At 70.6% G+C, this 24,396-nt stretch carries 24 protein-coding genes; 13 read left to right on the forward strand and 11 right to left on the reverse strand.

Going from position 1 to position 24,396, the window contains the following annotated elements; translation table 11 throughout:
• The first annotated feature begins 90 nt into the window (after positions 1–90).
• The 5 genes from ACZ5VC_RS16575 to ACZ5VC_RS16595 all read left to right on the forward strand — a co-directional run bounded on the left by ACZ5VC_RS16575 (position 91) and on the right by ACZ5VC_RS16595 (position 4,825).
• Positions 91–1,548 carry an aldehyde dehydrogenase family protein gene (locus tag ACZ5VC_RS16575; RefSeq protein ID WP_469120730.1) on the forward strand — a complete coding sequence of 486 codons (1,458 nt, stop codon included), beginning with the start codon at positions 91–93 and terminating at the stop codon, positions 1,546–1,548.
• Positions 1,549–1,728: 180 nt separating this feature from the next.
• Positions 1,729–2,265 carry a DinB family protein gene (locus ACZ5VC_RS16580; RefSeq protein ID WP_469120731.1) on the forward strand — a complete coding sequence of 179 codons (537 nt, stop codon included), beginning with the start codon at positions 1,729–1,731 and terminating at the stop codon, positions 2,263–2,265.
• 52 nt (positions 2,266–2,317) lie between these two features.
• Complete coding sequence (locus ACZ5VC_RS16585) at positions 2,318–2,962, forward strand: PadR family transcriptional regulator (protein ID WP_469120732.1); 645 nt, start codon at positions 2,318–2,320, stop codon at positions 2,960–2,962.
• Between the two features lie 85 nt (positions 2,963–3,047).
• Positions 3,048–4,028, forward strand: coding sequence for an ATP-binding cassette domain-containing protein (locus ACZ5VC_RS16590; protein ID WP_469120733.1), 981 nt, complete (start codon positions 3,048–3,050; stop codon positions 4,026–4,028).
• A gap of 5 nt (positions 4,029–4,033) precedes the next feature.
• Complete coding sequence (locus tag ACZ5VC_RS16595; protein WP_469120821.1) at positions 4,034–4,825, forward strand: ABC transporter permease; 792 nt, start codon at positions 4,034–4,036, stop codon at positions 4,823–4,825.
• 87 nt (positions 4,826–4,912) lie between these two features.
• Here ACZ5VC_RS16595 and ACZ5VC_RS16600 read toward each other — a convergent pair whose 3' ends face one another.
• Together ACZ5VC_RS16600 and ACZ5VC_RS16605 are read right to left on the reverse strand one after the other, a co-directional pair.
• A complete protein-coding gene (locus tag ACZ5VC_RS16600) occupies positions 4,913–6,319 on the reverse strand; it encodes a glutamate decarboxylase (protein WP_469120734.1) in 1,407 nt (468 codons plus the stop codon).
• A gap of 30 nt (positions 6,320–6,349) precedes the next feature.
• Positions 6,350–7,633, reverse strand: a complete 1,284-nt coding sequence (locus ACZ5VC_RS16605) for an ion channel protein (RefSeq protein WP_469120735.1) — start codon at positions 7,631–7,633, stop codon at positions 6,350–6,352.
• Positions 7,634–7,746: 113 nt separating this feature from the next.
• Between ACZ5VC_RS16605 and ACZ5VC_RS16610 the strand changes: the two genes are divergently transcribed.
• Positions 7,747–8,505 carry a MerR family transcriptional regulator gene (locus tag ACZ5VC_RS16610; RefSeq protein ID WP_469120736.1) on the forward strand — a complete coding sequence of 253 codons (759 nt, stop codon included), beginning with the start codon at positions 7,747–7,749 and terminating at the stop codon, positions 8,503–8,505.
• Positions 8,506–8,583: 78 nt separating this feature from the next.
• Here the strand turns inward: ACZ5VC_RS16610 and ACZ5VC_RS16615 are convergent, their stop codons facing one another.
• The gene (locus ACZ5VC_RS16615) at positions 8,584–8,949 is read right to left on the reverse strand and encodes a YbjQ family protein (protein ID WP_469120737.1); all 366 of its coding nucleotides are present in this window, start codon (positions 8,947–8,949) and stop codon (positions 8,584–8,586) included.
• Between the two features lie 142 nt (positions 8,950–9,091).
• On the opposite strand from ACZ5VC_RS16615, the gene ACZ5VC_RS16620 reads away from it, so the two are divergent.
• Positions 9,092–9,790, forward strand: a complete 699-nt coding sequence (locus ACZ5VC_RS16620; protein WP_469120738.1) for a DedA family protein — start codon at positions 9,092–9,094, stop codon at positions 9,788–9,790.
• A 17-nt stretch (positions 9,791–9,807) separates the two neighbouring features.
• Here the strand turns inward: ACZ5VC_RS16620 and ACZ5VC_RS16625 are convergent, their stop codons facing one another.
• Together ACZ5VC_RS16625 and ACZ5VC_RS16630 are read right to left on the reverse strand one after the other, a co-directional pair.
• Positions 9,808–11,454 (reverse strand): threonine/serine exporter family protein, encoded by a 1,647-nt coding sequence (locus ACZ5VC_RS16625; protein WP_469120822.1) that lies wholly within the window; start codon positions 11,452–11,454, stop codon positions 9,808–9,810.
• A gap of 124 nt (positions 11,455–11,578) precedes the next feature.
• Positions 11,579–12,073, reverse strand: coding sequence for an inorganic diphosphatase (locus ACZ5VC_RS16630; protein WP_019888410.1), 495 nt, complete (start codon positions 12,071–12,073; stop codon positions 11,579–11,581).
• A 101-nt stretch (positions 12,074–12,174) separates the two neighbouring features.
• Between ACZ5VC_RS16630 and dacB the strand changes: the two genes are divergently transcribed.
• The 6 genes from dacB to folE all read left to right on the forward strand — a co-directional run bounded on the left by dacB (position 12,175) and on the right by folE (position 19,464).
• Positions 12,175–13,560 carry a D-alanyl-D-alanine carboxypeptidase/D-alanyl-D-alanine endopeptidase gene (gene dacB, locus ACZ5VC_RS16635; RefSeq protein WP_469120739.1) on the forward strand — a complete coding sequence of 462 codons (1,386 nt, stop codon included), beginning with the start codon at positions 12,175–12,177 and terminating at the stop codon, positions 13,558–13,560.
• Positions 13,561–13,616: 56 nt separating this feature from the next.
• Positions 13,617–14,747 (forward strand): zinc-dependent metalloprotease, encoded by a 1,131-nt coding sequence (locus tag ACZ5VC_RS16640; protein WP_469120740.1) that lies wholly within the window; start codon positions 13,617–13,619, stop codon positions 14,745–14,747.
• Between the two features lie 196 nt (positions 14,748–14,943).
• A complete protein-coding gene (tilS, locus tag ACZ5VC_RS16645; protein ID WP_469120741.1) occupies positions 14,944–15,972 on the forward strand; it encodes a tRNA lysidine(34) synthetase TilS in 1,029 nt (342 codons plus the stop codon).
• 41 nt (positions 15,973–16,013) lie between these two features.
• Positions 16,014–16,553: a hypoxanthine phosphoribosyltransferase gene (gene hpt / locus ACZ5VC_RS16650; RefSeq protein WP_468711626.1), complete on the forward strand. Its 540-nt coding sequence runs from the start codon at positions 16,014–16,016 to the stop codon at positions 16,551–16,553.
• A 160-nt stretch (positions 16,554–16,713) separates the two neighbouring features.
• Entirely contained in the window at positions 16,714–18,750 is a 2,037-nt protein-coding gene (gene ftsH / locus ACZ5VC_RS16655) for an ATP-dependent zinc metalloprotease FtsH (protein ID WP_469120742.1), read from the forward strand.
• Positions 18,751–18,858: 108 nt separating this feature from the next.
• On the forward strand, positions 18,859–19,464 hold the full coding sequence (folE, locus tag ACZ5VC_RS16660) for a GTP cyclohydrolase I FolE (RefSeq protein WP_469120743.1): 606 nt from the start codon (positions 18,859–18,861) through the stop codon (positions 19,462–19,464).
• 24 nt (positions 19,465–19,488) lie between these two features.
• Here the strand turns inward: folE and ACZ5VC_RS16665 are convergent, their stop codons facing one another.
• The 6 genes from ACZ5VC_RS16665 to ACZ5VC_RS16690 all read right to left on the reverse strand — a co-directional run bounded on the left by ACZ5VC_RS16665 (position 19,489) and on the right by ACZ5VC_RS16690 (position 24,313).
• The gene (locus ACZ5VC_RS16665) at positions 19,489–19,968 is read right to left on the reverse strand and encodes a DUF3180 domain-containing protein (protein WP_469120744.1); all 480 of its coding nucleotides are present in this window, start codon (positions 19,966–19,968) and stop codon (positions 19,489–19,491) included.
• 40 nt (positions 19,969–20,008) lie between these two features.
• Positions 20,009–20,596: a 2-amino-4-hydroxy-6-hydroxymethyldihydropteridine diphosphokinase gene (folK, locus tag ACZ5VC_RS16670; protein WP_469120745.1), complete on the reverse strand. Its 588-nt coding sequence runs from the start codon at positions 20,594–20,596 to the stop codon at positions 20,009–20,011.
• Positions 20,593–20,952, reverse strand: a complete 360-nt coding sequence (gene folB / locus ACZ5VC_RS16675; RefSeq protein ID WP_469120746.1) for a dihydroneopterin aldolase — start codon at positions 20,950–20,952, stop codon at positions 20,593–20,595. The genes folK and folB overlap by 4 nt, the downstream gene beginning before the upstream one ends.
• A 133-nt stretch (positions 20,953–21,085) precedes the next feature.
• Positions 21,086–21,553, reverse strand: a complete 468-nt coding sequence (locus ACZ5VC_RS16680; protein WP_469120747.1) for a nuclear transport factor 2 family protein — start codon at positions 21,551–21,553, stop codon at positions 21,086–21,088.
• Positions 21,550–22,407 carry a dihydropteroate synthase gene (gene folP / locus ACZ5VC_RS16685; protein WP_469120748.1) on the reverse strand — a complete coding sequence of 286 codons (858 nt, stop codon included), beginning with the start codon at positions 22,405–22,407 and terminating at the stop codon, positions 21,550–21,552. The genes ACZ5VC_RS16680 and folP overlap by 4 nt, the downstream gene beginning before the upstream one ends.
• A 61-nt stretch (positions 22,408–22,468) precedes the next feature.
• Positions 22,469–24,313: a phosphatidylglycerol lysyltransferase domain-containing protein gene (locus ACZ5VC_RS16690; RefSeq protein ID WP_469120749.1), complete on the reverse strand. Its 1,845-nt coding sequence runs from the start codon at positions 24,311–24,313 to the stop codon at positions 22,469–22,471.
• Between the last annotated feature and the right edge of the window lie 83 nt (positions 24,314–24,396).

The following is a 24,396-nucleotide window of genomic DNA, read 5'->3' on the forward strand; positions in this document are numbered from 1 at the left end:
CTCATAAGTAGGATGACGTGACATCAGCTGTGAGCTCGCGTGAGCGGTCGGACCGGCCTGCTGCGCCTTGGCGATGAGGGGTCCCGTCTCATGTCCTACTTCACCGACCTGGCCCATCAGTACATCGACGGTGAGTGGAAGCCCGGCAGCGGCTCCTGGGACATCATCGACTTCAACCCGTACAGCGGGGAGAAGCTGGCGTCGATCACCGTGGCCACGGCCGATGAGGTGGACCAGGCCTACCGGGCGGCGGAGCGCGCACAGGTCGCCTGGGCCGCGACCAACCCGTACGCCCGCCGGCTGGTCTTCGAGCGGGCCCTGCGGATCGTCGAGGAGCGCGAGCAGGAGATCAGCGAGACGATCATCGCGGAGCTCGGCGGCACACGGCTGAAGGCCGCCTTCGAGCTGCATTTGGCCAAGGAGTTCCTGCGCGAGGCCGTGCATGTGGCGCTGCGGCCCGAGGGGCGCATCCTGCCGTCTCCGGTCGACGGCAAGGAGAACCGCGTCTACCGGCTGCCCGTCGGCGTCGTCGGGATCATCAGCCCCTTCAACTTCCCCTTCCTGCTGTCGATCAAGTCGGTCGCGCCGGCGCTGGCCCTGGGCAACGCCGTGGTCCTCAAGCCGCACCAGAACACGCCGATCTGCGGCGGCACCCTGGTGGCGAAGGTGCTCGAGGAGGCGGGTCTGCCCGCGGGCCTGCTCAATGTGGTGATCACCGACATCGCCGAGATCGGTGACGCGCTGATCGAGCACCCGGTGCCGAAGGTCATCTCCTTCACCGGCTCGGACCGGGTCGGACGGCATGTCGCCACGGTGTGTGCGGCGAACTTCAAGCATGTGGTGCTGGAACTGGGCGGCAACAGCGCGCTGATCGTGCTCGACGACGCCGATGTCGACTACGCGGTGGACGCGGCGGTCTTCAGCCGGTTCGTGCACCAGGGGCAGGTCTGCATGGCCGCCAACCGGATCCTGGTGGACCGCAAGGTGGAGCAGGAGTTCACCGAGAAGTTCGTGGCCAAGGTGAAGACACTGAACGTCGGCGACCCGGCCGAGCCCACCACCCACATCGGCCCGCTGATCAACTCCCAGCAGGCGGAGGCCGTCACGTCGCTGGTCGACCAGACCGTCGCGGCGGGGGCGACGGCGCTGCTGCACGGCGGTGCGCGGGGCACCCTGGTCTCCCCGTCCGTCCTGAGCGGGATCGCCGCGGACGCGCCCGTCCTGGGGCAGGAGATCTTCGGGCCGGTGGCGCTGATCGTGCCGTTCGACGGCGAGGACGAGGCCGTACGGATCGCGAACGACACGCCGTACGGGCTGAGCGGGGCCGTGCACACCGGCGATGTGGAGCGGGGCGTGCGACTGGCGCGGCGCATTCACACCGGGATGATCCACATCAACGACGGCACGGTGAACGACGAGCCGATCGTGCCGTTCGGGGGTGAGAAGCACTCGGGCATCGGGCGCCTGAACGGTGAGGCGATGATCGAGGCGTTCACCACCCAGAAGTGGATCTCTGTGCAGCACGGGCGGACGCGCTTCCCCTTCTGAGCCGGCGTGGGGAGCCCTTGTCCATGCGGAAGTCGCGCGCACGTGCCGGGGGTTGCGGTTTCCTGGGGCAGTCGCGGATCCGTGCGGGATTGCGGACAGGATCTGACCTCAAGGGTCCGTAGCTTATGAGGTGTCAGGGAGGCGCAGGGCCTCCCCGGACAGGACCGGAAGGTGGACACCATGGTCACTCACGTTCCCGCGGAGGACAGGGGCGACGAGCGCGGCGCGCTGATCGGCTTCGTCGAGGCGCAGCGCGGCGCGGTCCGCCGGTCCGTCCTCGGCCTGACCGAGGAGCAGGCGGCGAGCCGTCCGAGCGCCAGTGAGCTGTCCCTGTCCGGTCTGCTGAAGCACGTCGCCGAGACGGAGCTGAACTGGCTGCGCATGGCCCAGCAGCTGCCCAACGAAAAGCAGCGCACCGAGGAGACCTGGGGCGACAGCTTCCGGCTGGTCGAGGGGGAGACGATCCCCGGCGTTCTCGCCTTCTGGGACGGTGTGGCGAAGGAGACGGAGAAGTTCATCCGCTCGGTGCCGAGCCTGGACGACACCTTCCCACTCCCGCCGGCTCCCTGGTTCCCGAAGGACGGTGCGGTGTCGATGCGCTGGATGATGATCCACCTCGTCGAGGAGATCGCCCGGCACGCCGGACACGCGGACATCATCCGTGAGTCCCTGGACGGCAAGGGCGCCTTCGACCTGATCGCGCTCGAACGGGGCTGAGGGCCGCCGTACCCTGGTCGAATTGATCAGATTGATCAGGGAGAGTGCGGCGATGTCAGCGATCCGGCTTCTGGTTCTCGGTGCCGTGCGCCGCCACGGGCGGGCGCACGGCTACCAGGTGCGCAACGACCTGGAGTACTGGGGTGCGCATGAGTGGTCCAACGGCAAGCCGGGTTCGATCTATCACGCGCTGAAGCAGATGGCGAAGCAGGGACTGCTGTACGCCTACGAGACCGCGCCGAGTACGGCCGGCGGGCCCCCGCGTACCGAGTACGAGCTCACGGAGCAGGGCACGGCCGAGTACTTCGCGCTGCTGCGCGAGGCGCTGACCGCCTACGACCAGAAGATGGACGTCCTGTCGGCGGGGATCGGCTTCATCGTCGACCTGCCGCGCGAGGAGGCCGTGGCCCTGCTCAGGCAGCGGGTGCGGAAGCTGGAGGAGTGGCGGGCGACCGTCACGGAGCACTACACGCCCGAGGGCGGCCCCGAACGGCTGGGTCACATCGGGGAGATCATGCACATGTGGGTGCACTCGGCGGACGCGGGTGCCCAGTGGACGCGCGGCCTCATCGAGCGGATCGAGCGGGGCGCGTACGTCTTCGCCGGTGAGGCCGGTGATCCCTTCGTCGGGGTGCTCGCCGACGACGAGGAGAACCCGTACGCGACGGGTGTCCCGCATGAGGGAGACCTTCACTAATCAAGTTTGACCAATGATGCGGCCGGGGTTACCTTCGATTCAGTGGTCAAGTTTGACTACTGGGCGTTTTGCCGGGAGGAGCGGGATGACTGACGCGATCGTCGTCGAGGGCGCGCGCAAGAGATTCGGCGGGAAGCAGGCGCTGGACGGGCTCGACCTGGTGGTCGGCGGCGGCACGGTGCACGCCGTGCTCGGCCCCAATGGGGCGGGAAAGACGACCACGGTCCGCATCCTCGCCACATTGCTGCGCCACGACGAGGGCATGGTGCGGGTGGCGGGATACGACGTACGTACCCAGGCCCGCGAGGTGCGCCGCCGGATCGGGCTCCTCGGCCAGCACGCGGCCGTCGACGAGGAGCTCAGCGGCCGGCAGAACCTGGAGATGTTCGGGCGCCTCCACCACCTGGGCGCGCGGCGGGCGGGCACGAGGGCGGACGAGCTCCTCGAACGTTTCGGGCTCGCGGACACCGGCCGCAAGGCGGTGGGGCAGTACAGCGGCGGGATGCGGCGCCGGCTCGACCTGGCCGCCTCGCTCATGGGCACGGGAGGCGGCAACGAGCCCGCCGTGCTCTTCCTGGACGAGCCGACGACCGGCCTCGATCCGCGCGGCCGCGCCGATGTGTGGGACGCCGTGCGCTCCCTGGTCGGCGGCGGCACGACCGTGCTGCTCACCACCCAGTACCTCGAAGAGGCCGATCAACTGGCCGACCGCATCACCCTGGTCGACCGGGGGAGGGCCATCGCGGGCGGCACGGCGGACGAGCTGAAGGCCGAGGTCGGCGGCGACCGGATCGATGTGGTGCTGCGGGACGCGTCCCAGCTGGGGCGGGCCGCGGCGCTGCTGCCGGGCGAGGCGGCCGTGGACGAGTACCGGCGGCTGGTGAGCGCGCCGGTGGTGGACCGGATGGCGGCGCTGGCCCGGACCGTGGAGGTGCTCCAGGAGGCCGGGATCGAGGCCGAGGACATCGCCCTGCGCAGGCCGACGCTGGACGAGGTCTTCCTGCGGCTGACGGGCCCGCGGAAGCAGCAGGAGCAGGGGCAGGGGCAGGAGGGGGTGGCGGCATGAGCGGCATGAGTGCGACGAGCGAAGTGAGCCGTCCCGTGCTCCCGTACGCCGTCGTCGACAGCTGGACCATGACCCGACGCGAGCTGGCCCACTGGGCCCGGCAGCCCGTGCGGTTCGCCGTCGGGCTGGTCTTCCCGGTGATGCTGCTGCTGATGTTCGGCTACCTCATGGGCGGCGGCCGGGAGGTCGAGGGGGAGTACGTCGACTATCTGGTGCCGGGGATGCTCGCGCTGACCATGGCCTTCGGCCTCGAAGGCACGATGACGGCGGTCAGCCAGGACCTCAACAAGGGGGTGGTGGACCGGTTCCGGTCCATGCCGATGGCCGATTCCGCGGTCCTGGTGGGGCGGTCGGCCGCCGACATGCTCCAGTCCGCCGTGGGCCTCGCACTGATGATCGGTGTCGGATGCGCGATCGGCTGGCGCACCCACGGCGGCCCGGCGGCCTCGCTGGGGGCGGTGGGGCTGCTGCTCCTGCTGCGGTTCGCCATGCTCTGGATCGGGATCTACCTGGGGATGGTGGCGGGCCGTCCCGAGCTGGTGCAGGCCGTGCAGATCCTCGTCTGGCCGGTCGGCTTCCTCTCCAACGCGTTCGCGGTGGAGGAGACGATGCCGGGGTGGCTGGGGACGGTGGTGGAGTGGAACCCGATGTCGGCCACGGCGACGGCGGTACGGGACCTGTTCGGCAACCCGGGCGGCGAGCCGGGACATCTGACGGCGGCGGTGGTGTGGCCGCTGGTGCTGGTCGCGGTGTTCTTCCCGCTGGCGGTCCGTAGGTTCAGGGGGCTGAGCCGCTGAGCGACCGCCGGGGGATCGACGCCGGGAGACTGTGGCGGCTGAGAGGCTGACGCCGCTGGGAGATCGGCGCCGCGTCCGGAGCCGGCGTCAGTGGTGGAAGGAGGTCGCCGCCTCCTTGTCATGGGTCACCGGCGCGGACTGGCCCCGCAGTTCGGGCATCAGCCGCTCCAGGTCCTCGATGAGCAGCGCGGCGAGATCCTTCGAGAAGCCGTTGCGGCAGACCACGCGCAGCACGGAGAGGTCCTCGCGGTTGGCCGGGAAGGTGTAGGCGGGCACCAGCCAGCCGCGTTCCCGAAGCCGGCGCGAGACGTCGAAGACATTGAAGTTCCGTACGTCTGGGGCCGTGGTGAAGGCGAAGACGGGCAACTGGTCGCCCCGGGTGAGGAGTCGGAAGTCGCCCAGGGCTTCGATCCGGTCGGACAGTCCGAGGGCCACGTCCCGGGTGGTCTGCTGGACGGCCCGGAAGCCCTCCCTGCCCAGCCGCAGGAACGTGTAGTACTGCGCGACCACCTGCGCCCCTGGCCGGGAGAAGTTCAGGGCGAAGGTGGGCATGTCGCCGCCCAGGTAGTTGACCCGGAAGACCAGTTCCTCGGGGAGTTCGAGGGGGGAGCGCCACAGTGCCCAGCCGACGCCCGGATAGACCAGTCCGTACTTGTGACCGGAGGTGTTGATGGAGGAGACCCGCGGCAGCCGGAAGTCCCAGACCAGCTTCTCGTCGATGAACGGCGCCACCATCGCGCCCGACGCCCCGTCCACATGGACCGGGACGTCGATACCCGTCACCTCCTGAAGGGCGTCGAGGGCCGCGCAGATGTCGGCGACCGGTTCGTACGACCCGTCGAAGGTGGAGCCGAGGACGGCCACCACCCCGATGGTGTTCTCGTCGCACAGCGCGGCGGCCGCCTGCGGGTCCAGATGGAAGCGGTCGCCCTCCATCGGGACCAGCCGGGGTTCGACCTCCCAGAAGTTGCAGAACTTCTCCCAGCAGACCTGGACGTTGACGCCCATCACCAGGTTCGGCCGGGCGCTTGCGGGATAGCGGTCGCTGTTGGACCGTGTCCAGCGGCGCTTGAGGGCCATCCCCGCGAGCATGCACGCCTCGCTGGAGCCGGTGGTCGAGCAGCCGACGGCGGTGGACGGGTCGGGGGCGTGCCAGAGGTCGGCGAGCATCGCGACACAGCGCCGCTCCAGCTCGGCGGTGCGCGGGTACTCGTCCTTGTCGATCATGTTCTTGTCCCGGCACTCGCCCATCAGCTCCGTGGCCTGCTGTTCCATCCAGGTGGTGACGAACGTGGCGAGGTTGAGCCGCGAGTTGCCGTCGAGCATCAGCTCGTCGTGGACCAGCTGGTACGCGCTCGTCGGAGGCAGCGGTCCGTCCGGGAGGCGGTGCTTGGGGGGTGCCGAGGTCATGCCGCCGACCGGGTTCGCCTCGCCGAAGAAGGGGTTGAACGTCAGCGGGCGGTCGGGCTCGGCCGGCCCCTGGTGCAGCGGCATGGAAACTCCTTCTGAAGGGGGTGCGGGCGGTCAGCGCAACGGCGCGCCGGAAGGGTGGAGTTGCATCTGCGGGCGGCCGGTGACCAGCAGCCAGGCGGGGAGCGTGGCGAAGCACAACAGGGGCAGGACGTTCGGGTCGGGGGCCAGGACGGCCGCCGTGAACAGGCTCAGCCAGCCCTGGCGGGTGACCGCGAGCAGGACGCCGAGCACGGCGCAGACCACACCGAGGGTGGGATGGACGGCGGGTACGAGGCCGTGGCAGGCGAGCCCGAGGGCCACCCCGGCGAAGACCGCGGGGAAGATCCGTCCACCGCGGAAGCCACAGGACGTGGCGAGGGTGAGCGCGGCCAGTTTCACCACCGTCATCAGGGCGAACTCGTCCCACGACCAGCCGTCGGGGTCGGCGCCCAGCACCTTGATCTCGTCCAGGCCCTTGAAGAGCGTCAGATGCCCGCCGAGCGCCCCAAGGAGTCCCAGCAGGATCCCCCCGCAGGTCAGCATCAGTACCGGGTGCCTCAGACGCCGGAAGACGGCATGGGCGTGGGGCAGCGCGTACACCGCCGCCATGCCGAGCAGGGCGCCGGCCGACGCGACGATCAGCGCTGCCAGGACATCGCCCCAGCGCGGCCCCGAGAAGTCGGGGAGCGAGATGTCGAAGGTGGGGGTGGCGATCAGGACGGTCGTCAGCCCGCCCGCGCCCGCCGCGAGCAGGGGCCCGAAGAGTTTGTCCCAGAGCAGACCGGGCCCCGGCCGCATGGTGAGGGTCTCGGTGAGGATCAGCGCGGCCGCGACGGGCGTTCCGAACAGAGCCCCGATGGTGCCCGCGGCGGCCAGCGACACCCAGAGTTCGGCGGGCGCGCGGGGAAAGGCCTTGCGGCCGATCCAGTAGGCGAGGGCGATGTTGGCGGCGGTGACGGGGTTCTCGGGGCCGAGGCTGACCCCGCCGGCCAGCGCCAGGCCGGCGGCGAGGAGCAGCCCCGGCACCACGCGGGGCGGGATCGGCGGATCGACGAGCCCGGTGGTGGCCGGATCGGCCCCGGCGTGTCCGGGCACCTTCCAGACGACGAGACCCACGGCGAGCCCGGTCGCGGTCAGTACGGTGATCATCCACAGAGACGAGTAGCGGCCGGCCCCCAGCGCGTCCGGAAGCGTCTCCCAGAGCACGTCCTGGAGCTTCCCGGCGGCCACGCTCACCCCCAGCAGAAGCAGGCTGGTCCCCACCCCGACCACCAGAGCGGGCAGGATCACGGGCAGCAGCGCCCGGGCGGGGGCGGCCGGCTGTGAAGGCGGTGACGGGGGAGCTTCGGTGGCCACGCGCCCACCATAAGTGGGCAAATGACGCACAACATCCCGAGATTCGGGCTTGCACCTCCCGTTGCGTGAGGGCTCAGGCTGATGGGCGTACCGAGAAGAAGGGAGCGGGGAGCATGAGCTACTCCGTGGGACAGGTCGCCGGTTTCGCCGGAGTGACGGTGCGCACGCTGCACCACTACGACGAGATCGGGCTGCTCTCCCCGAGCGGCCGCAGCCGCGCGGGCCACCGGCGTTACGACGACGGCGACCTCGACCGGCTGCAGCAGATCCTGTTCTACCGCGAGCTGGGCTTCCCGCTCGAAGAGGTCGCGGCCCTGCTCGACGACCCGTCAGTGGACCCGCAGGAGCACCTGCGACGCCAGCACGAGCTGCTGTCCGCGCGGATCGCCGAGCTGCAGAAAATGGCCGAGGCCGTCGAGCACGCCATGGAGGCGAAGAAGATGGGCATCAACCTCACGCCCGAGGAGCGGTTCGAGGTCTTCGGGGACAACGACCCGGAGCAGTACGCGGAAGAGGCCGAGGAACGCTGGGGCGGGACCGAGGCGTACGCCGAGTCGCAGCGCAGGGCGGCCCGCTACACCAAGGACGACTGGAAGCGGATGAAGGCCGAGACGGACGACTGGAGCGTCCGCTACACGGCCCTGATGGCCGACGGCGAACCGTCCTCCGGCGAGCGGGCCATGGACCTGGCCGAGGAGCACCGGCAGCAGATCAACCAGTGGTTCTACGAGTGCCCGTACGAGATGCACCGGTGTCTCGGCGAGATGTACGTGGCGGACGAGCGCTTCAAGGCGTTCTACGACTCCATGCGCCCCGGGCTCGCCGAGCACCTGCGGGACGCGATCCTCGCCAACGCGGCCCGTCACGCCTGATCGGGTGAAGGGGTACGGGAGCGGGGGAGGAAGGCGCCTCCGTCCCCCGCTCCCGTACCCCTCGCCGCCCCGGCGCGGTCACGTGCGGGCCAGCACCACCGCCGTGCCGTAGGCGCAGACCTCCGTCCCCACGTCCGCAGCCTCCGTCACATCGAAGCGGAACATCAGCACCCCGTTGGCGCCGCGCGCCCGGGCCTGCTCCACCAGCCGCTCCATCGCCTGGTTGCGGGTCTCCACGAGCGTCTTCGTCAGCCCCTTCAGCTCCCCGCCGATCATGGACTTCAGCCCCGCGCCGATCTGGCTGCCCAGATGCCGCGAGCGCACGGTGAGCCCGAAGACCTCACCGATCACCTGCTGCACCTGATAGCCGGGCACGTCATTCGTGGTGACGACCAGCACATCCGACTGCGGGCCCTGCCCGCCGCCGTAGTCATCGATGCTCATGGGCACATACCTCCTGGCGCACAGCTTTGCCCCGGCGCCCGCACAGCGCATCCTGGGGGAACTGGTGGAACGCGGCGCCGACGGCAACCGTTGATAGCTTTGGGCAGCCGTCCCGCCCCCCCGACCCTGGAGCCCGGAACCCGTGAATACGCTTGCGCTCGGACCGAGCTGGCTGGACCCCGACTATCTGATCGAGACCTTTGGGCTGATCGGCGTCCTGGTCATCGTCTTCGCCGAGTCGGGCCTGCTCATCGGCTTCTTCCTGCCCGGCGACTCGCTGCTGTTCACCACCGGTCTGCTGGTGACGACCGGAGTGCTGGACACCCCGCTGTGGCTGGTGTGCACCCTGGTGGTGCTCTCCGCGGTCATCGGCGACCAGGTCGGCTATCTCTTCGGCCGCAAGGTCGGCCCGTCGCTCTTCAAGCGCCCCGACTCCAAGCTCTTCAAGCAGGAGAACGTCGAGAAGGCCCACGAGTTCTTCGAGAAGCACGGCCCCAAGTCGCTGATCCTGGCCCGCTTCGTGCCCATCGTGCGCACGTTCACGCCGATCATCGCCGGTGTGAGCCGGATGAACTACCGCTCGTTCATCACGTTCAACGTGATCGGCGGCCTGCTCTGGGGCGCGGGCGTCACCCTGCTCGGTGCCTCGCTCGGCAAGGTCGAGTTCGTGCACAAGCACATCGAGCTGATCCTGGTCGCCATCGTGCTGATCTCGGTCGTCCCGATCGCCATCGAGTTCCTGCGCGCCCGCTCCAAGGGCAACAAGAGCAAGGGCCAGGCGCCGGCGGACGGCATCGAGGAGCCCCCTGCCGCCCCCCGCGGCCGTCACGCCAAGCGCTGAGAGAGCCGCCAGGAGCGTCAGAATCCGCGTGTCCGCTTGGCCGCGCGGCGGCCCGCGCCCGAGCCCGGTGCCCGGATGAACAGCCGGGCCAGCTCGCCGCCCAGGTTCACCCCGATCGCGATCGCCAGAGCCAGCGCCGATGCCTTGGCCAGCGAGGCGAAGCCCTGATCCAGGTTGTTCTGGGCGATCGCGAGGACACCGAAGTACGTCGCGCTACCGGGCAGCAGCGGCCCGATCGCCGCCGTCACGTACGGCAGCGACGACGTGTGCTGGTAGCGCGCGATCAGCTGCCCGAACAGTCCCACCAGACCGGCCGCCACCGCCGTGGCCATCACCGCCGAGCCGTCGGCGGTCACCGCGATGGACGCGTAGATCACCCAGGCCACGCCGCCGTTGAGGGTCACGAACAGCACCGTGTCGCGCGACTGCTGGAGCAGGATCGCGAAGGTGAGACAGAGCACCATCGACGCGAGCAGCTGCACCACCGGCCGCTCCACCGGGTTCAGCACGCCCTCCGGGTTCAGGTTCGCGTCGAACTGCACGGCGACGTACAGCACCGACAGCACCCCGATGACGATGGCGACGAAGAAGTAGCCGACCTCGAGCAGCCGCGCCGAGGCGGTGATGTAGAAGCCGGTCAGACCGTCCTGCACGGCGGCGACGAGCGCCCGCCCCGGGATCAGGGCGAAGAGCCCACCGGTGATCACCGCGGACGGTTGCAGATCCGCGTGCAGCAGCGTCAGCGCCACACCCATGGCCGCCGGCGGCATCGCCGCCACCAGGAACTGGTAGAACTCCGGCAGCCCGCGCCCCGCGCACAGCCAGGCCAGCCGGTCACCCAGCACCGCGCCCAGCGCCGCCACCAGGAACACCGTCAGCCCGCCGCCCAGCAGCAGGGACGCCGCCCCGGCGAGGACGCCCGCGGCCAGGGTGAGCACCCAGCCCGGGTACGGGTGCCGGTTGCGCCGTATCTCCGCGAGGCGCCGGTAGGCCTCCTCCGGGGACACGTCGTGGTCCTCGGCGTTGATGTCGGCGAGCAGCTGATAGACCGCCGCCAGCCGGGTGTAGTCGGTGCCGCGGCGCCGTACGGTCCGGTTCGCGGTCACCGGGTCGTCCACCAGGGACGGCTGGTACGTGATCGACAGCAGGGTGAAGGTGACGGTCGGCTCGCACCGGTCGAGGCCGTAGGAACGGCAGATCGCGAACATCGCCGCCTCGACGTCCTCCGCGCCCTCGCCGCCCGCCAGCAGCAGCTCGCCGATACGGAGCGTGAGGTCGAGAACGCGCGCCACCGGCGGCCCGGCCTCGTCGTCCTTGCGCGTCAGCTCCGGCACCGGCCGCTCGCTCACCGGCAGCCGCAGCATCGTGCGCATCCGGTCCTGCCACGGCGCGTCCTTCGACATCCTGATCATCGGGATGCCGTGCGCGGGCGTGAACGCGGGCGGCGACTGCCGTGCCGAGTACGTGGACGGCGGCGCGAAGGCCGAGCCCTCCGCCTCGCTCGGCGGTTCCGGGGACAGCCCGTCCGGAACGGCGAACTCCGAGGTCGGATGCTCCTCCTCGGGCAAGGCCGGCTGTTCCACCCCGGTCGGCGGAGTGAACGCGCTGCGCGCCTCGTCCGACTGCGGTTTCCGGTCTTCCGGGCCGTCCGGCTCCGCCACCACTGTGTATGCCCTCGCTCCCATTCGGACTGTCTGCCCAGTATGGGCACGAGCAGACCGTCCCACGCGCAACGGGCGGCGCACCCGTATCGGTGCACCGCCCGTCAGACGTTCAATGGGGCCCCACTCAGTGGGCGCCGCCCTGCGCCTCGAGGCGCTTGTACGAGGCCTCGATCTCGGCCTCGGCCTCGGCGCGGCCGACCCAGTTGGCACCCTCGACCGACTTGCCCGGCTCCAGGTCCTTGTAGACCTCGAAGAAGTGCTGGATCTCCAGGCGGTCGAACTCGGACACGTGGTGGATGTCCCGCAGGTGCTCCACACGCGGGTCGGAGGCCGGCACGCAGAGCAGCTTGTCGTCGCCGCCCGCCTCGTCGGTCATCCGGAACATGCCGATCGCCCGGCACTTGATCAGGCAGCCGGGGAAGGTCGGCTCGTCCAGGATCACCAGCGCGTCCAGCGGGTCGCCGTCCTCGCCGAGGGTGTTCTCCACGAAGCCGTAGTCGGCCGGGTAGCTGGTCGAGGTGAAGAGGCGACGGTCCAGCCGGATCCGACCCGTCTCGTGGTCGACCTCGTACTTGTTCCGCGATCCCTTCGGGATCTCGATGGTGACGTCGAACTCCACGGGTGGCTCCTCCTGATCAACACATATGTCTGCTTGCGACAGGGCGCAGTGATTAAGTGTCCCTCACGCATGTGTGTGATCGCGAAAGGGGCTGGTCAGCGATGCCGGAGCCGAGATTGTGGCAGCTCACGGCAGGCTCAGCCGTACTCGGCCTGGTCCTGGCGGCCGGAGCGGTTGCCACGGCCGGGCCCTGGGACTCCGGTCAGCGTAAGGCCGAGCGGTCCCGGGCAGCCGCCCAGGGCCGAACAGGTGGCGCACATCACGAAGAAACCCCCTCCGTCCACCGCCCCGCCCCCGCGCCCAGCGCCGCCCGGGTACTCACCGCCCTCGGCACCTCGCACCGCGGCCCGGCCGGTCTGGCCGCCACCCTCGGCCCGCTGCTGAACGACCCCGGACTCGGACCGCTGCGCACGGCCTCCGTCGTCGACGTCACCACCGGCGAGCGCCTGTACGGGAACGGCGACGCCGTCCCCATGACCCCCGCCTCCACCATCAAGATCGCCACCGCGGCCGCCGCGCTCACCGCGCTCGGACCCGACCACCGCATCCCCACCACCGTCGTCGCGTCCCCGGACAACCGGAGCATCACCCTGGTCGGCGGCGGCGACCCCACCCTCGACCGGACCAGGCTGCGCGCCCTCGCCGCCGGCGCCGCCCGCGTCCTGCGCGACCGGGGCGTCACCACCGTCCGGCTGAGCCACGACACCTCCCTCTACAAGGGACCCGCGCTCCACCGCATCGGAGTCAACGACAACATCGCCCCGGTGAGCGCCCTGATGCTCAACGCCGGCCGCCTCGACACGTCGAACAGCGGCCCGGCCCCCCGCAGCGGCGACCCGGCGGGCGACGCGGCGGCCGCCTTCGCCGGCGCCCTCGCCGAGGCCGGTGTCTCCGTCGGGTCCGCCTCCGTGCCCGGCCGCGCCCCCAAGGGCACCCCGATCGCCAGGACCCAGTCCCGCCCGCTCGACGCCCTCGTCGAGCGCACCCTGACCTACAGCGACAACGACCTCGCCGAGGCCCTGGCCCGCCAGACCGCCCTGGCCACCGGCCGGCCGGCGAGCTTCCAGGGCGCCGGAGAGGCCGTCCGGACCACCCTCGCCAGGCTCAAGGTGCCCCTCACCGCTGCCCGCTTCACCGACGGCAGCGGCCTGGACCGGCAGAACCGGGTCTCCGCCGCCCTCCTCACCTCGCTGCTCACCCGCGCCGCCGACCCCGCCCGCCCCGGGCTGCGGCCCGTGCTCACCGGCCTGCCGGTCGGCGGCTTCAGCGGCACCCTCAGGACCCGTTTCGACGCCCACTCGCCCGGCGCCGGGCTGGTCCGCGCCAAGACCGGCACCCTCACCGGCGTGAACGCCCTCGCCGGGACCGTCGTGACCGCCGAAGGCCGCCTCCTCGCCTTCGCGTTCCTCGCCGGACGCACTCCCTCCCCGTACACCGCACAGCCCGCCCTCGACCGGCTCTCCGCCGCACTCGCCCCGAACAGCTGACCGCCGCGTCCCGCATGACTCTCACCGATGCGGTCGTCACCACGTACGGTTGACGCATGACGAGCATCGGTGGTGCCGAGATGGTCGACTGGAACCTCGCGGTCGCGACCGCGATCCGACTCGTGCGTCCCGGGCCGGAGGTGACCCGGGAAGAGGCCAGAGAGGTCGTCGCCGAGCTGCGGCGGCACGCGAAGGCCGCCGAGGAACACGTCCGCGCCTACACGCGGATGGTGCCCGAGGGCCATGAACCGGACGACACCCCGGTCCTGGTGGTCGACCGGGCCGGCTGGGTGAAGGCCAACGTCGCCGGTTTCCGCGAACTGCTCTCCCCCCTCCTGGACAAGATGCGCGAACGGCGCTCCGGCACCCCCGGCGCCGCCGTGTTCGGCGCCGTCGGCGGCAAGGTCACCGGCGTCGAGCTGGGCATGCTCCTGTCCTTCCTCGCATCCCGCGTCCTCGGGCAGTACGAGACCTTCGCCCCCGTCACCCGTGAGCTGCCCGGCAGTGGCAACGGCGGCGGCCGGCTCCTGCTCGTCGCCCCGAACATCGTCCACGTCGAGCGCGAACTCGAGGTCGACCCGCACGACTTCCGGCTCTGGGTGTGCCTCCACGAGGAGACCCACCGCACCCAGTTCACCGCCGTCCCCTGGCTCCGCGACCACCTTCAGGGCGAAATCCAGTCATTCCTCAACGCCACCGACATCGACCCGACGACCGTGCTGGAACGCCTCCGTGAGGCCGTCCAGGCCTTCTCCGGCGGCCGCCCCGAGGCCGAGGAGGGCGACGAGGCGCGCTCCCTCGTCGAACTGGTGCAGACCCCCGAGCAGCGCGAGATCCTCGGCCGCCTCACCGCCGTCATGTCCCTGCTCGAAGGCCACGCCGACTACGTCATGGACGGTGTCGGTCCCCAGGTCGTGCCCTCCGTCGCCGAGATCCGCGAGAAGTTCCAGCAGCGCCGGGCTCGCGGCGCCTCCCGCCTCGACCAGGCACTGCGCAAGCTGCTCGGCCTCGACGCCAAGCTGCGCCAGTACCGCGACGGCGAGCGGTTCGTACGCGCCGTGGCGGAGGAGGTCGGCATGGACGGCTTCAACCGCGTGTGGACCTCCCCCAACACGCTGCCCACAAAGGCGGAGATCGCCAAACCGGCGGACTGGATCGCGCGGGTGCACCGCAGGACGGACTCATGAGCCCATTACGGCCGGACGGCACAGGAACGCCCCCCTAATCACCCATCCGAGGGACCGTGAGGCATGGGTAGGCGTGCAATGCTCGGGGAACGGCCGTGTTCTGTCACCATCGACGCACTCTGAGTGACCGAACCCCCTGTTACGACCGTTAAGACTCCGACCGAGGCACCCCCAACTTCCACGAAGGGCACCGGACATGGGTCCCCATCCTGCGGTCGCGGCGATACGCCTGGCGGTCCGCCGCGTACTCCACGACGTACTGAACGACATCACCGAGCACACCGACCGCGACTCCGCGCAGGGCGAGCCGCTCGCCCCTCTCGTGCTGGTCGCCTGCTCCGGAGGCGCCGACTCGATGGCGCTCGCCTCCGCCCTGGCCTTCGAGTCCCGCAAGCTCTCCGTCCGGGCCGGTGGCATCACCGTCGACCACGGCCTCCAGGACGGCTCCGACCTCCGCGCGGCCGAGGTCGTCGCACGCCTCCACGCGCTGCGGCTCGACCCCGTCGAATCCATCGCCGTCCGCGTCGGCCGCGAAGGCGGCCCCGAGGCGGCCGCCCGCGATGCCCGCTACGCCGCGCTCGACGAGGCCGCCGACCGGCTCGGCGCCGCCGCCGTCCTCCTCGGCCACACCCGCGACGACCAAGCGGAAACCGTCCTTCTCGGTCTCGCCAGGGGTTCCGGCATCCGCTCGCTCTCCGGGATGGCCGCCGTCTCCGGCGCCGCCGGCCGCTACCGGCGGCCCTTCCTGCAGCTCGACCGCCAGACCGCCCGCAAGGCGTGCCTCGTCCAGCAGCTGCCCGTCTGGGACGACCCGCACAACACCGACCCCGCCTACACCCGCTCCCGGCTGCGCCACGAGGGCCTGCCCGCCCTCGAGAAGGCGCTCGGCAAGGGTGTCGTCGAAGCCCTCGCCCGGACCGCCCGGCTCTCCCGCGACGACGCCGACGCCCTGGACTCCTGGGCTGCCGAGGCGGACTCCTCGGTACGCGACGAAGCCGGCCAGCTGGAGTGCGCCAAGCTCTTCGGACTGCCGCCCGCCGTCCGCCGCCGCGTGCTGCGCCGCGCGGTCATCGCCGAGGGCGCCCCAGCCGGCTCCCTCTTCGCCCGCCACATCGAAGAAGTCGACCGGCTGATCACGAGCTGGCGCGGCCAGGGGGCCATCAATCTGCCCGGCCGCGTCGAGGCACGTCGGCAGGGTGGCAGACTGGTCATTCGGCAAGGCTGACGCACGCTGCAACGAAAGTGACCCGGGTGAACGAGAAGGACATGGGCACCGACCTCAAGTCGGTGCTCATCACCAAGGAAGAGATCGACGCGAAGCTGGCCGAGCTGGCCGCGAAGATCGACGCGGAGTACGCGGGCAAGGATCTGCTCCTCGTCGGAGTCCTCAAGGGCGCCGTGATGGTGATGGCGGACCTGGCGCGCGCGCTGTCCACCCCCGCCACCATGGACTGGATGGCCGTCTCGTCGTACGGCGCGGGCACCCAGTCCTCCGGCGTCGTACGGATCCTCAAGGACCTCGACACCGACATCAAGGGCAAGCACGTCCTGATCGTCGAGGACATCATCGACTCCGGCCTGACCCTGTCGTGGCTGCTGTCGAACCTCGGCTCGCGCGAGCCGGCGTCCCTCGAGGTCTGCACGCTGCTGCGCAAGCCCGACGCCGCCAAGGTCGCGATCGACGTGAAGTGGATCGGCTTCGACATCCCCAACGAGTTCGTCGTCGGCTACGGCCTGGACTACGCGGAGAAGTTCCGCAACCTCCCCTTCGTCGGCACGCTCGCCCCGCACGTCTACGGCGGCTGAACCCGCCGGACCGCACGGGAACCCACAGCCCCTTCCCGCCGTTGGAGCAAGGGAAGACGGCCACGGGTGACAATGCTGGGGTACCGTCCGAAGAACAGTCTTTTCTCACAGCAGCATTTACCTACGGGCAGGAGGGACGGGGCGTTCTCGCTCCGTATGGATGGACGTGAAGCGATACTTCCGTGGGCCGGTCATGTGGATCGTGCTGGCCGTCCTCGCCGTGGTCGTGTTGATGCAGGTCGTCGGCTCGTCCGGCGGCTACAAGACGGTGGACACCGCCAAGGTCGTCCAGGCGATCGACGACAATCAGGCCGATCAGGTCAAGCTGACAACCGGCGATGAACAGGTCATCAAGGTCGAGCTGAAGGACGGGGCCGACAAGGCCAAGTACGGCGGCGACAAGATCCAGGCCAGCTACATCGGCACCCAGGGTTCCGATCTGGCCACGACGCTGCAGAAGAAGTTCGAGGCGGGTGAGATCGACAAGGGCTACACGGTCTCGCCGTCGAAGCAGTCCCCGTTCATCTCGGTGCTGCTCTCGCTGCTGCCCTTCGTCCTCATCGTCGTGGTCTTCCTGTTCCTGATGAATCAGATGCAGGGCGGCGGCTCCCGGGTCATGCAGTTCGGGAAGTCCAAGGCCAAGCTCATCACCAAGGACACCCCCAAGACGACCTTCGCCGACGTGGCCGGGTCGGACGAGGCGGTCGAGGAGCTCCACGAGATCAAGGAGTTCCTCCAGGAGCCGGCGAAGTTCCAGGCCGTCGGCGCCAAGATCCCGAAGGGTGTGCTGCTCTACGGCCCGCCCGGTACGGGCAAGACGCTCCTCGCCCGCGCCGTCGCCGGCGAGGCCGGGGTGCCGTTCTACTCGATCTCCGGTTCCGACTTCGTCGAGATGTTCGTCGGTGTCGGCGCCTCCCGGGTCCGTGACCTCTTCGAGCAGGCCAAGGCGAACGCCCCGGCGATCGTCTTCGTCGACGAGATCGACGCCGTCGGCCGGCACCGCGGTGCGGGCCTCGGCGGTGGCCACGACGAGCGCGAGCAGACGCTCAACCAGCTGCTCGTCGAGATGGACGGCTTCGACGTGAAGGGCGGCGTCATCCTGATCGCCGCCACCAACCGGCCCGACATCCTCGACCCGGCGCTGCTGCGCCCGGGCCGCTTCGACCGGCAGATCGCCGTCGACCGCCCCGACATGCAGGGCCGTCTGGAGATCCTCAAGGTCCACCAGAAGGGCAAGCCGGTCGCCCCGGACGTCGACCTGGGCGCCGTCGCCCGGCGCACGCCCGGCTTCACCGGCGCGGACCTGTCGAACGTGCTGAACGAAGCGGCGCTCCTGACGGCGCGCAGCGACAAGAAGCTGATCGACAACCACTCCCTGGACGAGGCGATCGACCGTGTGGTCGCGGGCCCGCAGAAGCGGACCCGGATCATGTCCGACCGGGAGAAGAAGATCACCGCGTACCACGAGGGCGGTCACGCCCTGGTCGCGGCGGCCTCGCCGAACTCCGACCCGGTCCACAAGATCACCATCCTGTCCCGCGGCCGGGCCCTGGGCTACACCATGGTCCTCCCGGACGAGGACAAGTACTCGACCACGCGCAACGAGATGCTCGATCAGCTGGCGTACATGCTGGGCGGGCGCGCGGCCGAGGAGCTCGTCTTCCACGACCCGACCACGGGCGCGGCGAACGACATCGAGAAGGCCACGGCCACGGCGCGCGCCATGGTCACGCAGTACGGCATGACCGAGCGGCTCGGCGCGATCAAGTTCGGCGGCGACAACACCGAGCCGTTCCTCGGCCGCGAGATGTCGCACCCGCGCGACTACTCGGAAGAGGTCGCGGCGCTGGTCGACGAAGAGGTCAAGAAGCTGATCGAGACCGCGCACAACGAGGCGTGGGAGATCCTCGTCGAGAACCGCGACGTTCTCGACAACCTGGTCCTCCAGCTCCTCGAGAAGGAGACGCTGGGCAAGGAGGAGATCGCCGAGATCTTCGCCCCGATCGTGAAGCGCCCGGCCCGCCCGGCGTGGACCGGCTCCTCCCGGCGCACGCCCTCCACGCGCCCGCCGGTGCTCTCCCCGAAGGAGCTGGCGCTGACCAACGGCGCCAACGGTTCCAACGCGACCACCTCCGCCGACGCCGCCCCGGCGGCGCCCGGCATCGAGGTGGCCCCGGAGGACCGCCCGGAGGCCTGACGGCCGCCCGCTGGCCCCCGGCAGCCCCGGAATGGATGCCGCGCCCCCCAGGTTTTAGCCTGTGGGGGCGCGGCATTTCGCGTACTAGGTAAATGGAACGAGGCACAGATGACCGACCCGGTGACGCTTGACGGCGAGGGCACGATCGGCGAATTCGACGAGAAGCGTGCCGAGAACGCCGTGCGGGAGCTCCTCATCGCGGTCGGTGAGGACCCGGACCGCGAGGGACTGAGGGAGACGCCGGCGCGGGTGGCCCGGGCGTATCAGGAGATATTCGCGGGGCTGCGACAGCGGCCCGAGGACGTCCTGACGACGACGTTCGACCTCGGCCACGACGAGCTGGTGCTCGTCAAGGACATCGAGGTGTACTCGACCTGTGAACATCATCTGGTCCCGTTCCGGGGCGTGGCGCACGTCGGCTACATCCCCTCGACCTCCGGGAAGATCACCGGTCTGTCCAAGCTGGCCCGGCTGGTCGATGTCTACGCCCGCCGCCCGCAGGTCCAGGAGCGGCTGACCACCCAGGTCGCCGACTCGCTGATGGAGATCCTGGAGCCGCGCGGGGTGATCGTGGTCTTCGAGTGCGAGCACATGTGCATGTCCATGCGCGGCATCCGCAAGCCCGGCGCGAAGACGATCACGTCCGCGGTGCGCGGCCAGCTCAGGGACCCCGCCACGCGCAACGAGGCGATGAGCCTGATCATGGCGCACTGACACCGGAGCCGGTGAGGCGCCTGCCTACGCCGTCGCCGTGCCCGCCGGCTCGTCGTCCTCCGGGAGTTTGCAGACGCGCTCCAGGAAGAACGCCGCCGCGATCACCGCGATGCCGGTGAGGACCGAGAAGCCCGCGTAGATCGCCTGGTCGCGGCGGGCCGGGATGTCGAGCGAGCCGAGCAGGAAGACGCCGGTGCCGCCGTACATCCCGGCGACCAGGGCCGCGACCAGGGCGCTGGCCTGGCCGAAGACGACCGCGCGGGCCGCCATCAGGGGCTCCACGCCCTTGGCGCCGGGTCGGCGCTCCCGCTGGGCCTTCAGGCGCGCGCGGATCGACAGGGCGGTCGCGGTGAGGACCACGGCGATCGCCGCCAGGACGATCGGGGCGGCGAGGGGCACGCTGGGCAGGGTGGCGAAGGACTCCCAGAGCCGGGCGCCTCCCCAGGAGAGGACGCCGGCGGCGACGAAGAGTCCGGCCAGTACCTTGAGCCTCAGTTGCTTCACCGGGTGCCTTTCACGTCGTGGCTGTCGCTGGGACCAACGACTACTCGGGCAGACGGAGTTCCAGATCGGCGCGGGGGACGACCCCGGCCGTGCCGACCTCCTCGAGCAGCTCGGCGACCGCGCCGCGCCCCGGCAGCTGGGCCTCCGGGTCGACGTCGTGCCAGGGGGCGAGCACGAAGGCCCGCTGGTGGGCGCGCGGGTGGGGCAGGGTGAGGGTCGGGTCCTCGGAGAGCACATCGGCGTACGTGACGATGTCGACGTCGATCGTGCGGGGGCCCCAGCGCTCGTCGCGGACGCGGGCGAACGCCTCCTCGACGGCGTGGGCGCGCTCCAGGAGCGAGGACGGCGGCAGGGTCGTCTTCACCACGACGACCGCGTTGAAGTAGGACGGCTGGGAGCCGGGGTCGACGCCCCAGGGCTCCGTCTCGTACACGCGGGAGACCGCCTTGACCCGCAGGCCGGGCGTGTCCTCCAGGGCGTCGATGGCGCCCTGGAGCGTCTCCAGCCGGTTGCCGAGGTTGGAGCCGAGGGCGATCACGGCCCGCTTGGGGTTGGACAGGGTGATGTCCGCCGCGTCGACCGTCTCCGTCACCGACGCGGGGACCGGCTGGACGGTGGGGTCGCTCATGCTCGGCTCCGGGTGATGGTGATGGTCACGTCGTCGAAGGGGACGGTGATCGGTGCGTCCGGCTTGTGCACGACCACCTCGACTTGCTGGACGCCCTCGTGCTTGAGGCACTGCTGGGCGATCCGCTCGGCGAGCGTCTCGATCAGATCGACCGGTTCGCCCTGAACCACGTCGACGACCTCTTCCGCGACCACGCCGTAGTGCACGGTCTTCGCCAGGTCGTCGTCGGCAGCCGCGGGGCGGGTGTCGAGGCCGAGCACCAGGTCCACGATGAAGGTCTGGCCCTCCTCGCGCTCCCGGGGGAAGACGCCGTGGTGCCCGCGGGCCTTGAGGCCGCGCAGCGCGACACGATCCACGCGAATCACTCCTGCTGTTCGTAGGAATTGCGGGCACGCGGCCGCGTGCGGACGGCGTTGTGACCACTTCGAATCTACCTGCGGGTACTGACAGTGCCCGCCCATGGGGTGCGTCTACCGGCCGCCTACCCACTCAGGCGGCGGTGTCGTCGCCTTCTTCGTCACCTGATTCGGCGAGTACGGGCGAGCCGTGGTGGGACCAGATCCGCCAGCCGCCGGGTGTGCGACGGAACACATTGGTGGCGACCACGAGCTGTCCGACGAGCGGGCCGAGCTCGGCGCCGTCCTCGGCCGGGCCGCCGCTGAGGATGTTCTCGGTGCAGGTGACCAGGGCGGTGTCCCCGGCGAGGGAGACCTGGACATCGGTGAGGAAGAACTGAATGTACTCGGTGTTCGCCATGATCAGGGCGTACGAGCGCAGGACCTCGCCGCGGCCGGTGAGCACCGGCCAACCGGGGTGGACGCAGGAGATCTCGCCCGCGAGGTCTCCGTTGTCGTCCAGCCACAGGTCGGAGATCTCCTCGAAGTCGCCGCGTTCCATCGCCTCGTAGAAGGCGGTGTTGGCGGCCTCGACGGCCTCGGTGTCGGTCGGCCGGGTCACGCGGCTCCCTCGACGGCTCGTGCCACGCGTACGGCGTCGGCGGTGGCCCGGACCTCGTGGACCCGGACGGCCCAGGCGCCCTCGTGGGCGGCGATGGCGGAGACGGCGGCGGTGGCGGCGTCGCGTTCTCGGGCCGGGGGCGGGCCGCTCTGACCTGCGAGTACGTGACCGAGGAAACGCTTGCGGGAGGCGGCGACGAGCAGCGGCCGGCCCAGTTCGCGCAGCTCATGGAGATGGGCGACCAGGGCCAGGTCGTGGGGGGCCTGCTTGGCGAAGCCGAGGCCGGGGTCGACGACGAGCCGTTCGGGGGCGATGCCGCCGTCGATGACTGCCTCCATCCGGGTGCGCAGTTCGGCGACGACCTCGGCGACGACGTCGTCGTAGACGGCGAGTTTGTTCATGTCCTGGCTGAATCCGCGCCAGTGCATGACGACGAAGGGAACCTCGGCCGCGGCGACGGCCGGGACCATGCCGGGATCGGCGAGGCCGCCGCTGACGTCGTTGACGAGCAGGGCCCCGGCGGCGACGGCCTGGGCGGCGACGGAGGCGCGCATGGTGTCGACGGAGACGGTGACGCCCTCGGCCGCCAGGCCGCGCACGACCGGTACGACGCGGCGCAGCTCCTCTGCCTCGTCGACGCGGCTGGCGCCGGGCCGGGTCGATTCGCCGCCGACGTCTATCAGGTCGGCGCCCTCGGCGACCAGGTCCAGGCCGTGTTTGACGGCGGCCGTGGTGTCGAACCAGCGGCCGCCGTCGGAGAAGGAGTCCGGCGTCACATTGACGACTCCCATGACCGCACAGCGATCCCACTCCGGCAGGCCCCAGGCCGTACCCCGTCCGCGCAACGTACTCATATGTCCAGCCTAGGGCCGTCGGTGGCCGGATCACTCCGCGGGCGGGGGCCGGCGGCCAGGGTCAGGCCGCCCGGGCCTCCTGGTCGACGGCCTGCGCGGGGACGATGTGCGCGCAGGGGCGGGGCTGGGAGGGGGCGCCGCGGCGGGCGAACGGGCGGGGCAGGGCGAGGGTGACGAATCCTTCGGCCTGCATCGCGGCGAAGCCGATGCGGGGCAGGTCACGGCTCTTGCGGTAGACCACGAAGCGCGGTTCCCAGCGGGGCTGGAACTTGGCGTTGAACTTGTACAGCGACTCGATCTGGAACCAGCGGGAGAGGAAGACCAGCAGGCCGCGCCAGACGCGCAGGACCGGTCCGGCGCCGATCTTCTCGCCGCGTGCCAGGGCCGCGCGGAACATGGCGAAGTTCAGGGAGACGCGCTCGATGCCGAGGCGCGGGGACTCCTGGAGGGCGGCCACGATGAGCAGCTCGTTCATGCCGGGGTCGGCGGAGCGGTCGCGGCGCATCAGCTCCAGCGACATCCCGTCCTTGCCCCAGGGCACGAAGTGGATGATCGCCTTCAGGTCGCCGTACGGGGAGTTCGTGCCCTCGGCGTCCGCCTTGTGCGCGGTGGCGATGACGGCGTCGCCGTCGCCGGGGTCGCCGATCCGGCCGAGGGCCATGGAGAAGCCCCGCTCGGTGTCGGTGCCGCGCCAGTCGGCGGCCGCGCGCCGTATCCGCTCCAGCTCTCCTTCGGAGAGTTCACGGACGCGCCGGACCCGCGTCTCGTAACCATTGCGCTCGATGCGCTTCACCATCTGGCGAACGTTCCGCATGGCGCGTCCGGAGAGGGAGAAATCCGCGACGTCGACCACCGCCTCGTCGCCGAGTTCCAGCGCGTCCAGGCCGGTCTCGCGGGTCCAGACCTCGCCTCCGGTCTCGGAGCAGCCCATGACGGCGGGGGTCCAGGAGTGGGCCTTGGCCTCGTCCATGAACCGTTCGATGGCGCCTGGCCAGGCCTCGACGTCGCCGATCGGGTCGCCGCTGGCGAGCATGACGCCGGAGACGACGCGGTAGCAGACGGCCGCCTTGCCGCTCGGGGAGAAGACGACGCCCTTGTCGCGGCGGAGCGCGAAGTGGCCGAGGGAGTCGCGGCCGCCGTGCTTGGCGAGCAGTTCGCGCAGCCGGGTCTCGTCGTCCTCGGTGAGCCGGGCGGCCGGGTGCTCGGGGCGGAAGGCCAGGTAGATGGTGGTGACGGCGGTCAGCAGGCCGAGCGCGCCGAGCGAGTAGCCGACGGTCCAGTCGACGTTGCCCGAGTAGCTGATGGGGCCCTCGATGCCGAAGAGCCCGTACAGGACGTGCTCCAGCCGGTCGGCGATGCCGGGGTTGCCGACCACCCGGCCGGGGTGCGCGCTGACGATGACCAGACCGAGGGAGATCGACCCGGCGCCCATCAGGACGAAGTTCGCCAGCGCCTTCCAGCGGCTGCGCGGGTCGGGCAGGGCGGCGAACTCGCCGCGGTGCCGCAGCAACAGCGTGAGGAGGACGAGGGAGAAGAGGACGCCGATGATCGAGTGGCGGTAGATGAACTGGGCGGCCGCCCCCACCGGCAGCAGGATCACGGCCGCGCGCCAGGCGCGGCGCTTGTGGCGCTTGAGGCCGTGCGCGAGCAGGAGGAGCAGCACGCCGGCGCTGAGGGAGAGGGCCGCGGAGAGCGGGCTCAGGGTCCCCGGCAGCACTTCGGCGAACGCGTGCATGCGGCTGGCGCGGAAGCGGGGGAAGACCCCGGCCGCGATGTCGATCAGGCCGATGAAGGTGCAGGCCGTCCCGACCAGTGCGGGGACCACTTCCGGTCGCGGTCCGCGCAGTATCCGGCGTACCTGATCCGGAACCAATCCTGTTTTGTCCCCATCTACCGTGACAGACATCGCTTCCCGTGGCTCCGCGAGAGAATTCTTGGAGTCCGGCCCACCGGCCGCCGTGCGTGGCAGGGGCCGAACCGGACGTTTTG

Source organism: Streptomyces sp. NPDC033174, from assembly GCF_055577795.1.

Excerpts from the sequence above, each read along its gene's own strand:
- ACZ5VC_RS16585 (WP_469120732.1), top strand. The coding sequence starts at position 2,318 with ATGTCAGCGATCCGGCTTCTGGTTCTCGGTGCCGTGCGCCGCCACGGG.
- ACZ5VC_RS16590 (WP_469120733.1), top strand. The coding sequence starts at position 3,048 with ATGACTGACGCGATCGTCGTCGAGGGCGCGCGCAAGAGATTCGGCGGG.
- ACZ5VC_RS16595 (WP_469120821.1), top strand. The coding sequence starts at position 4,034 with ATGAGTGCGACGAGCGAAGTGAGCCGTCCCGTGCTCCCGTACGCCGTC.
- ACZ5VC_RS16610 (WP_469120736.1), top strand. The coding sequence starts at position 7,747 with ATGAGCTACTCCGTGGGACAGGTCGCCGGTTTCGCCGGAGTGACGGTG.
- ACZ5VC_RS16600 (WP_469120734.1), bottom strand. The coding sequence starts at position 6,319 with ATGCCGCTGCACCAGGGGCCGGCCGAGCCCGACCGCCCGCTGACGTTC.
- folP (WP_469120748.1), bottom strand. The coding sequence starts at position 22,407 with ATGAGTACGTTGCGCGGACGGGGTACGGCCTGGGGCCTGCCGGAGTGG.
- ACZ5VC_RS16615 (WP_469120737.1), bottom strand. The coding sequence starts at position 8,949 with ATGAGCATCGATGACTACGGCGGCGGGCAGGGCCCGCAGTCGGATGTG.
- folK (WP_469120745.1), bottom strand. The coding sequence starts at position 20,596 with ATGAGCGACCCCACCGTCCAGCCGGTCCCCGCGTCGGTGACGGAGACG.
- hpt (WP_468711626.1), top strand. The coding sequence starts at position 16,014 with ATGGGCACCGACCTCAAGTCGGTGCTCATCACCAAGGAAGAGATCGAC.
- dacB (WP_469120739.1), top strand. The coding sequence starts at position 12,175 with ATGCCGGAGCCGAGATTGTGGCAGCTCACGGCAGGCTCAGCCGTACTC.
- ACZ5VC_RS16580 (WP_469120731.1), top strand. The coding sequence starts at position 1,729 with ATGGTCACTCACGTTCCCGCGGAGGACAGGGGCGACGAGCGCGGCGCG.
- ACZ5VC_RS16690 (WP_469120749.1), bottom strand. The coding sequence starts at position 24,313 with ATGTCTGTCACGGTAGATGGGGACAAAACAGGATTGGTTCCGGATCAG.
- ACZ5VC_RS16575 (WP_469120730.1), top strand. The coding sequence starts at position 91 with ATGTCCTACTTCACCGACCTGGCCCATCAGTACATCGACGGTGAGTGG.
- tilS (WP_469120741.1), top strand. The coding sequence starts at position 14,944 with ATGGGTCCCCATCCTGCGGTCGCGGCGATACGCCTGGCGGTCCGCCGC.
- ACZ5VC_RS16640 (WP_469120740.1), top strand. The coding sequence starts at position 13,617 with ATGACGAGCATCGGTGGTGCCGAGATGGTCGACTGGAACCTCGCGGTC.
- folE (WP_469120743.1), top strand. The coding sequence starts at position 18,859 with ATGACCGACCCGGTGACGCTTGACGGCGAGGGCACGATCGGCGAATTC.
- ftsH (WP_469120742.1), top strand. The coding sequence starts at position 16,714 with ATGGACGTGAAGCGATACTTCCGTGGGCCGGTCATGTGGATCGTGCTG.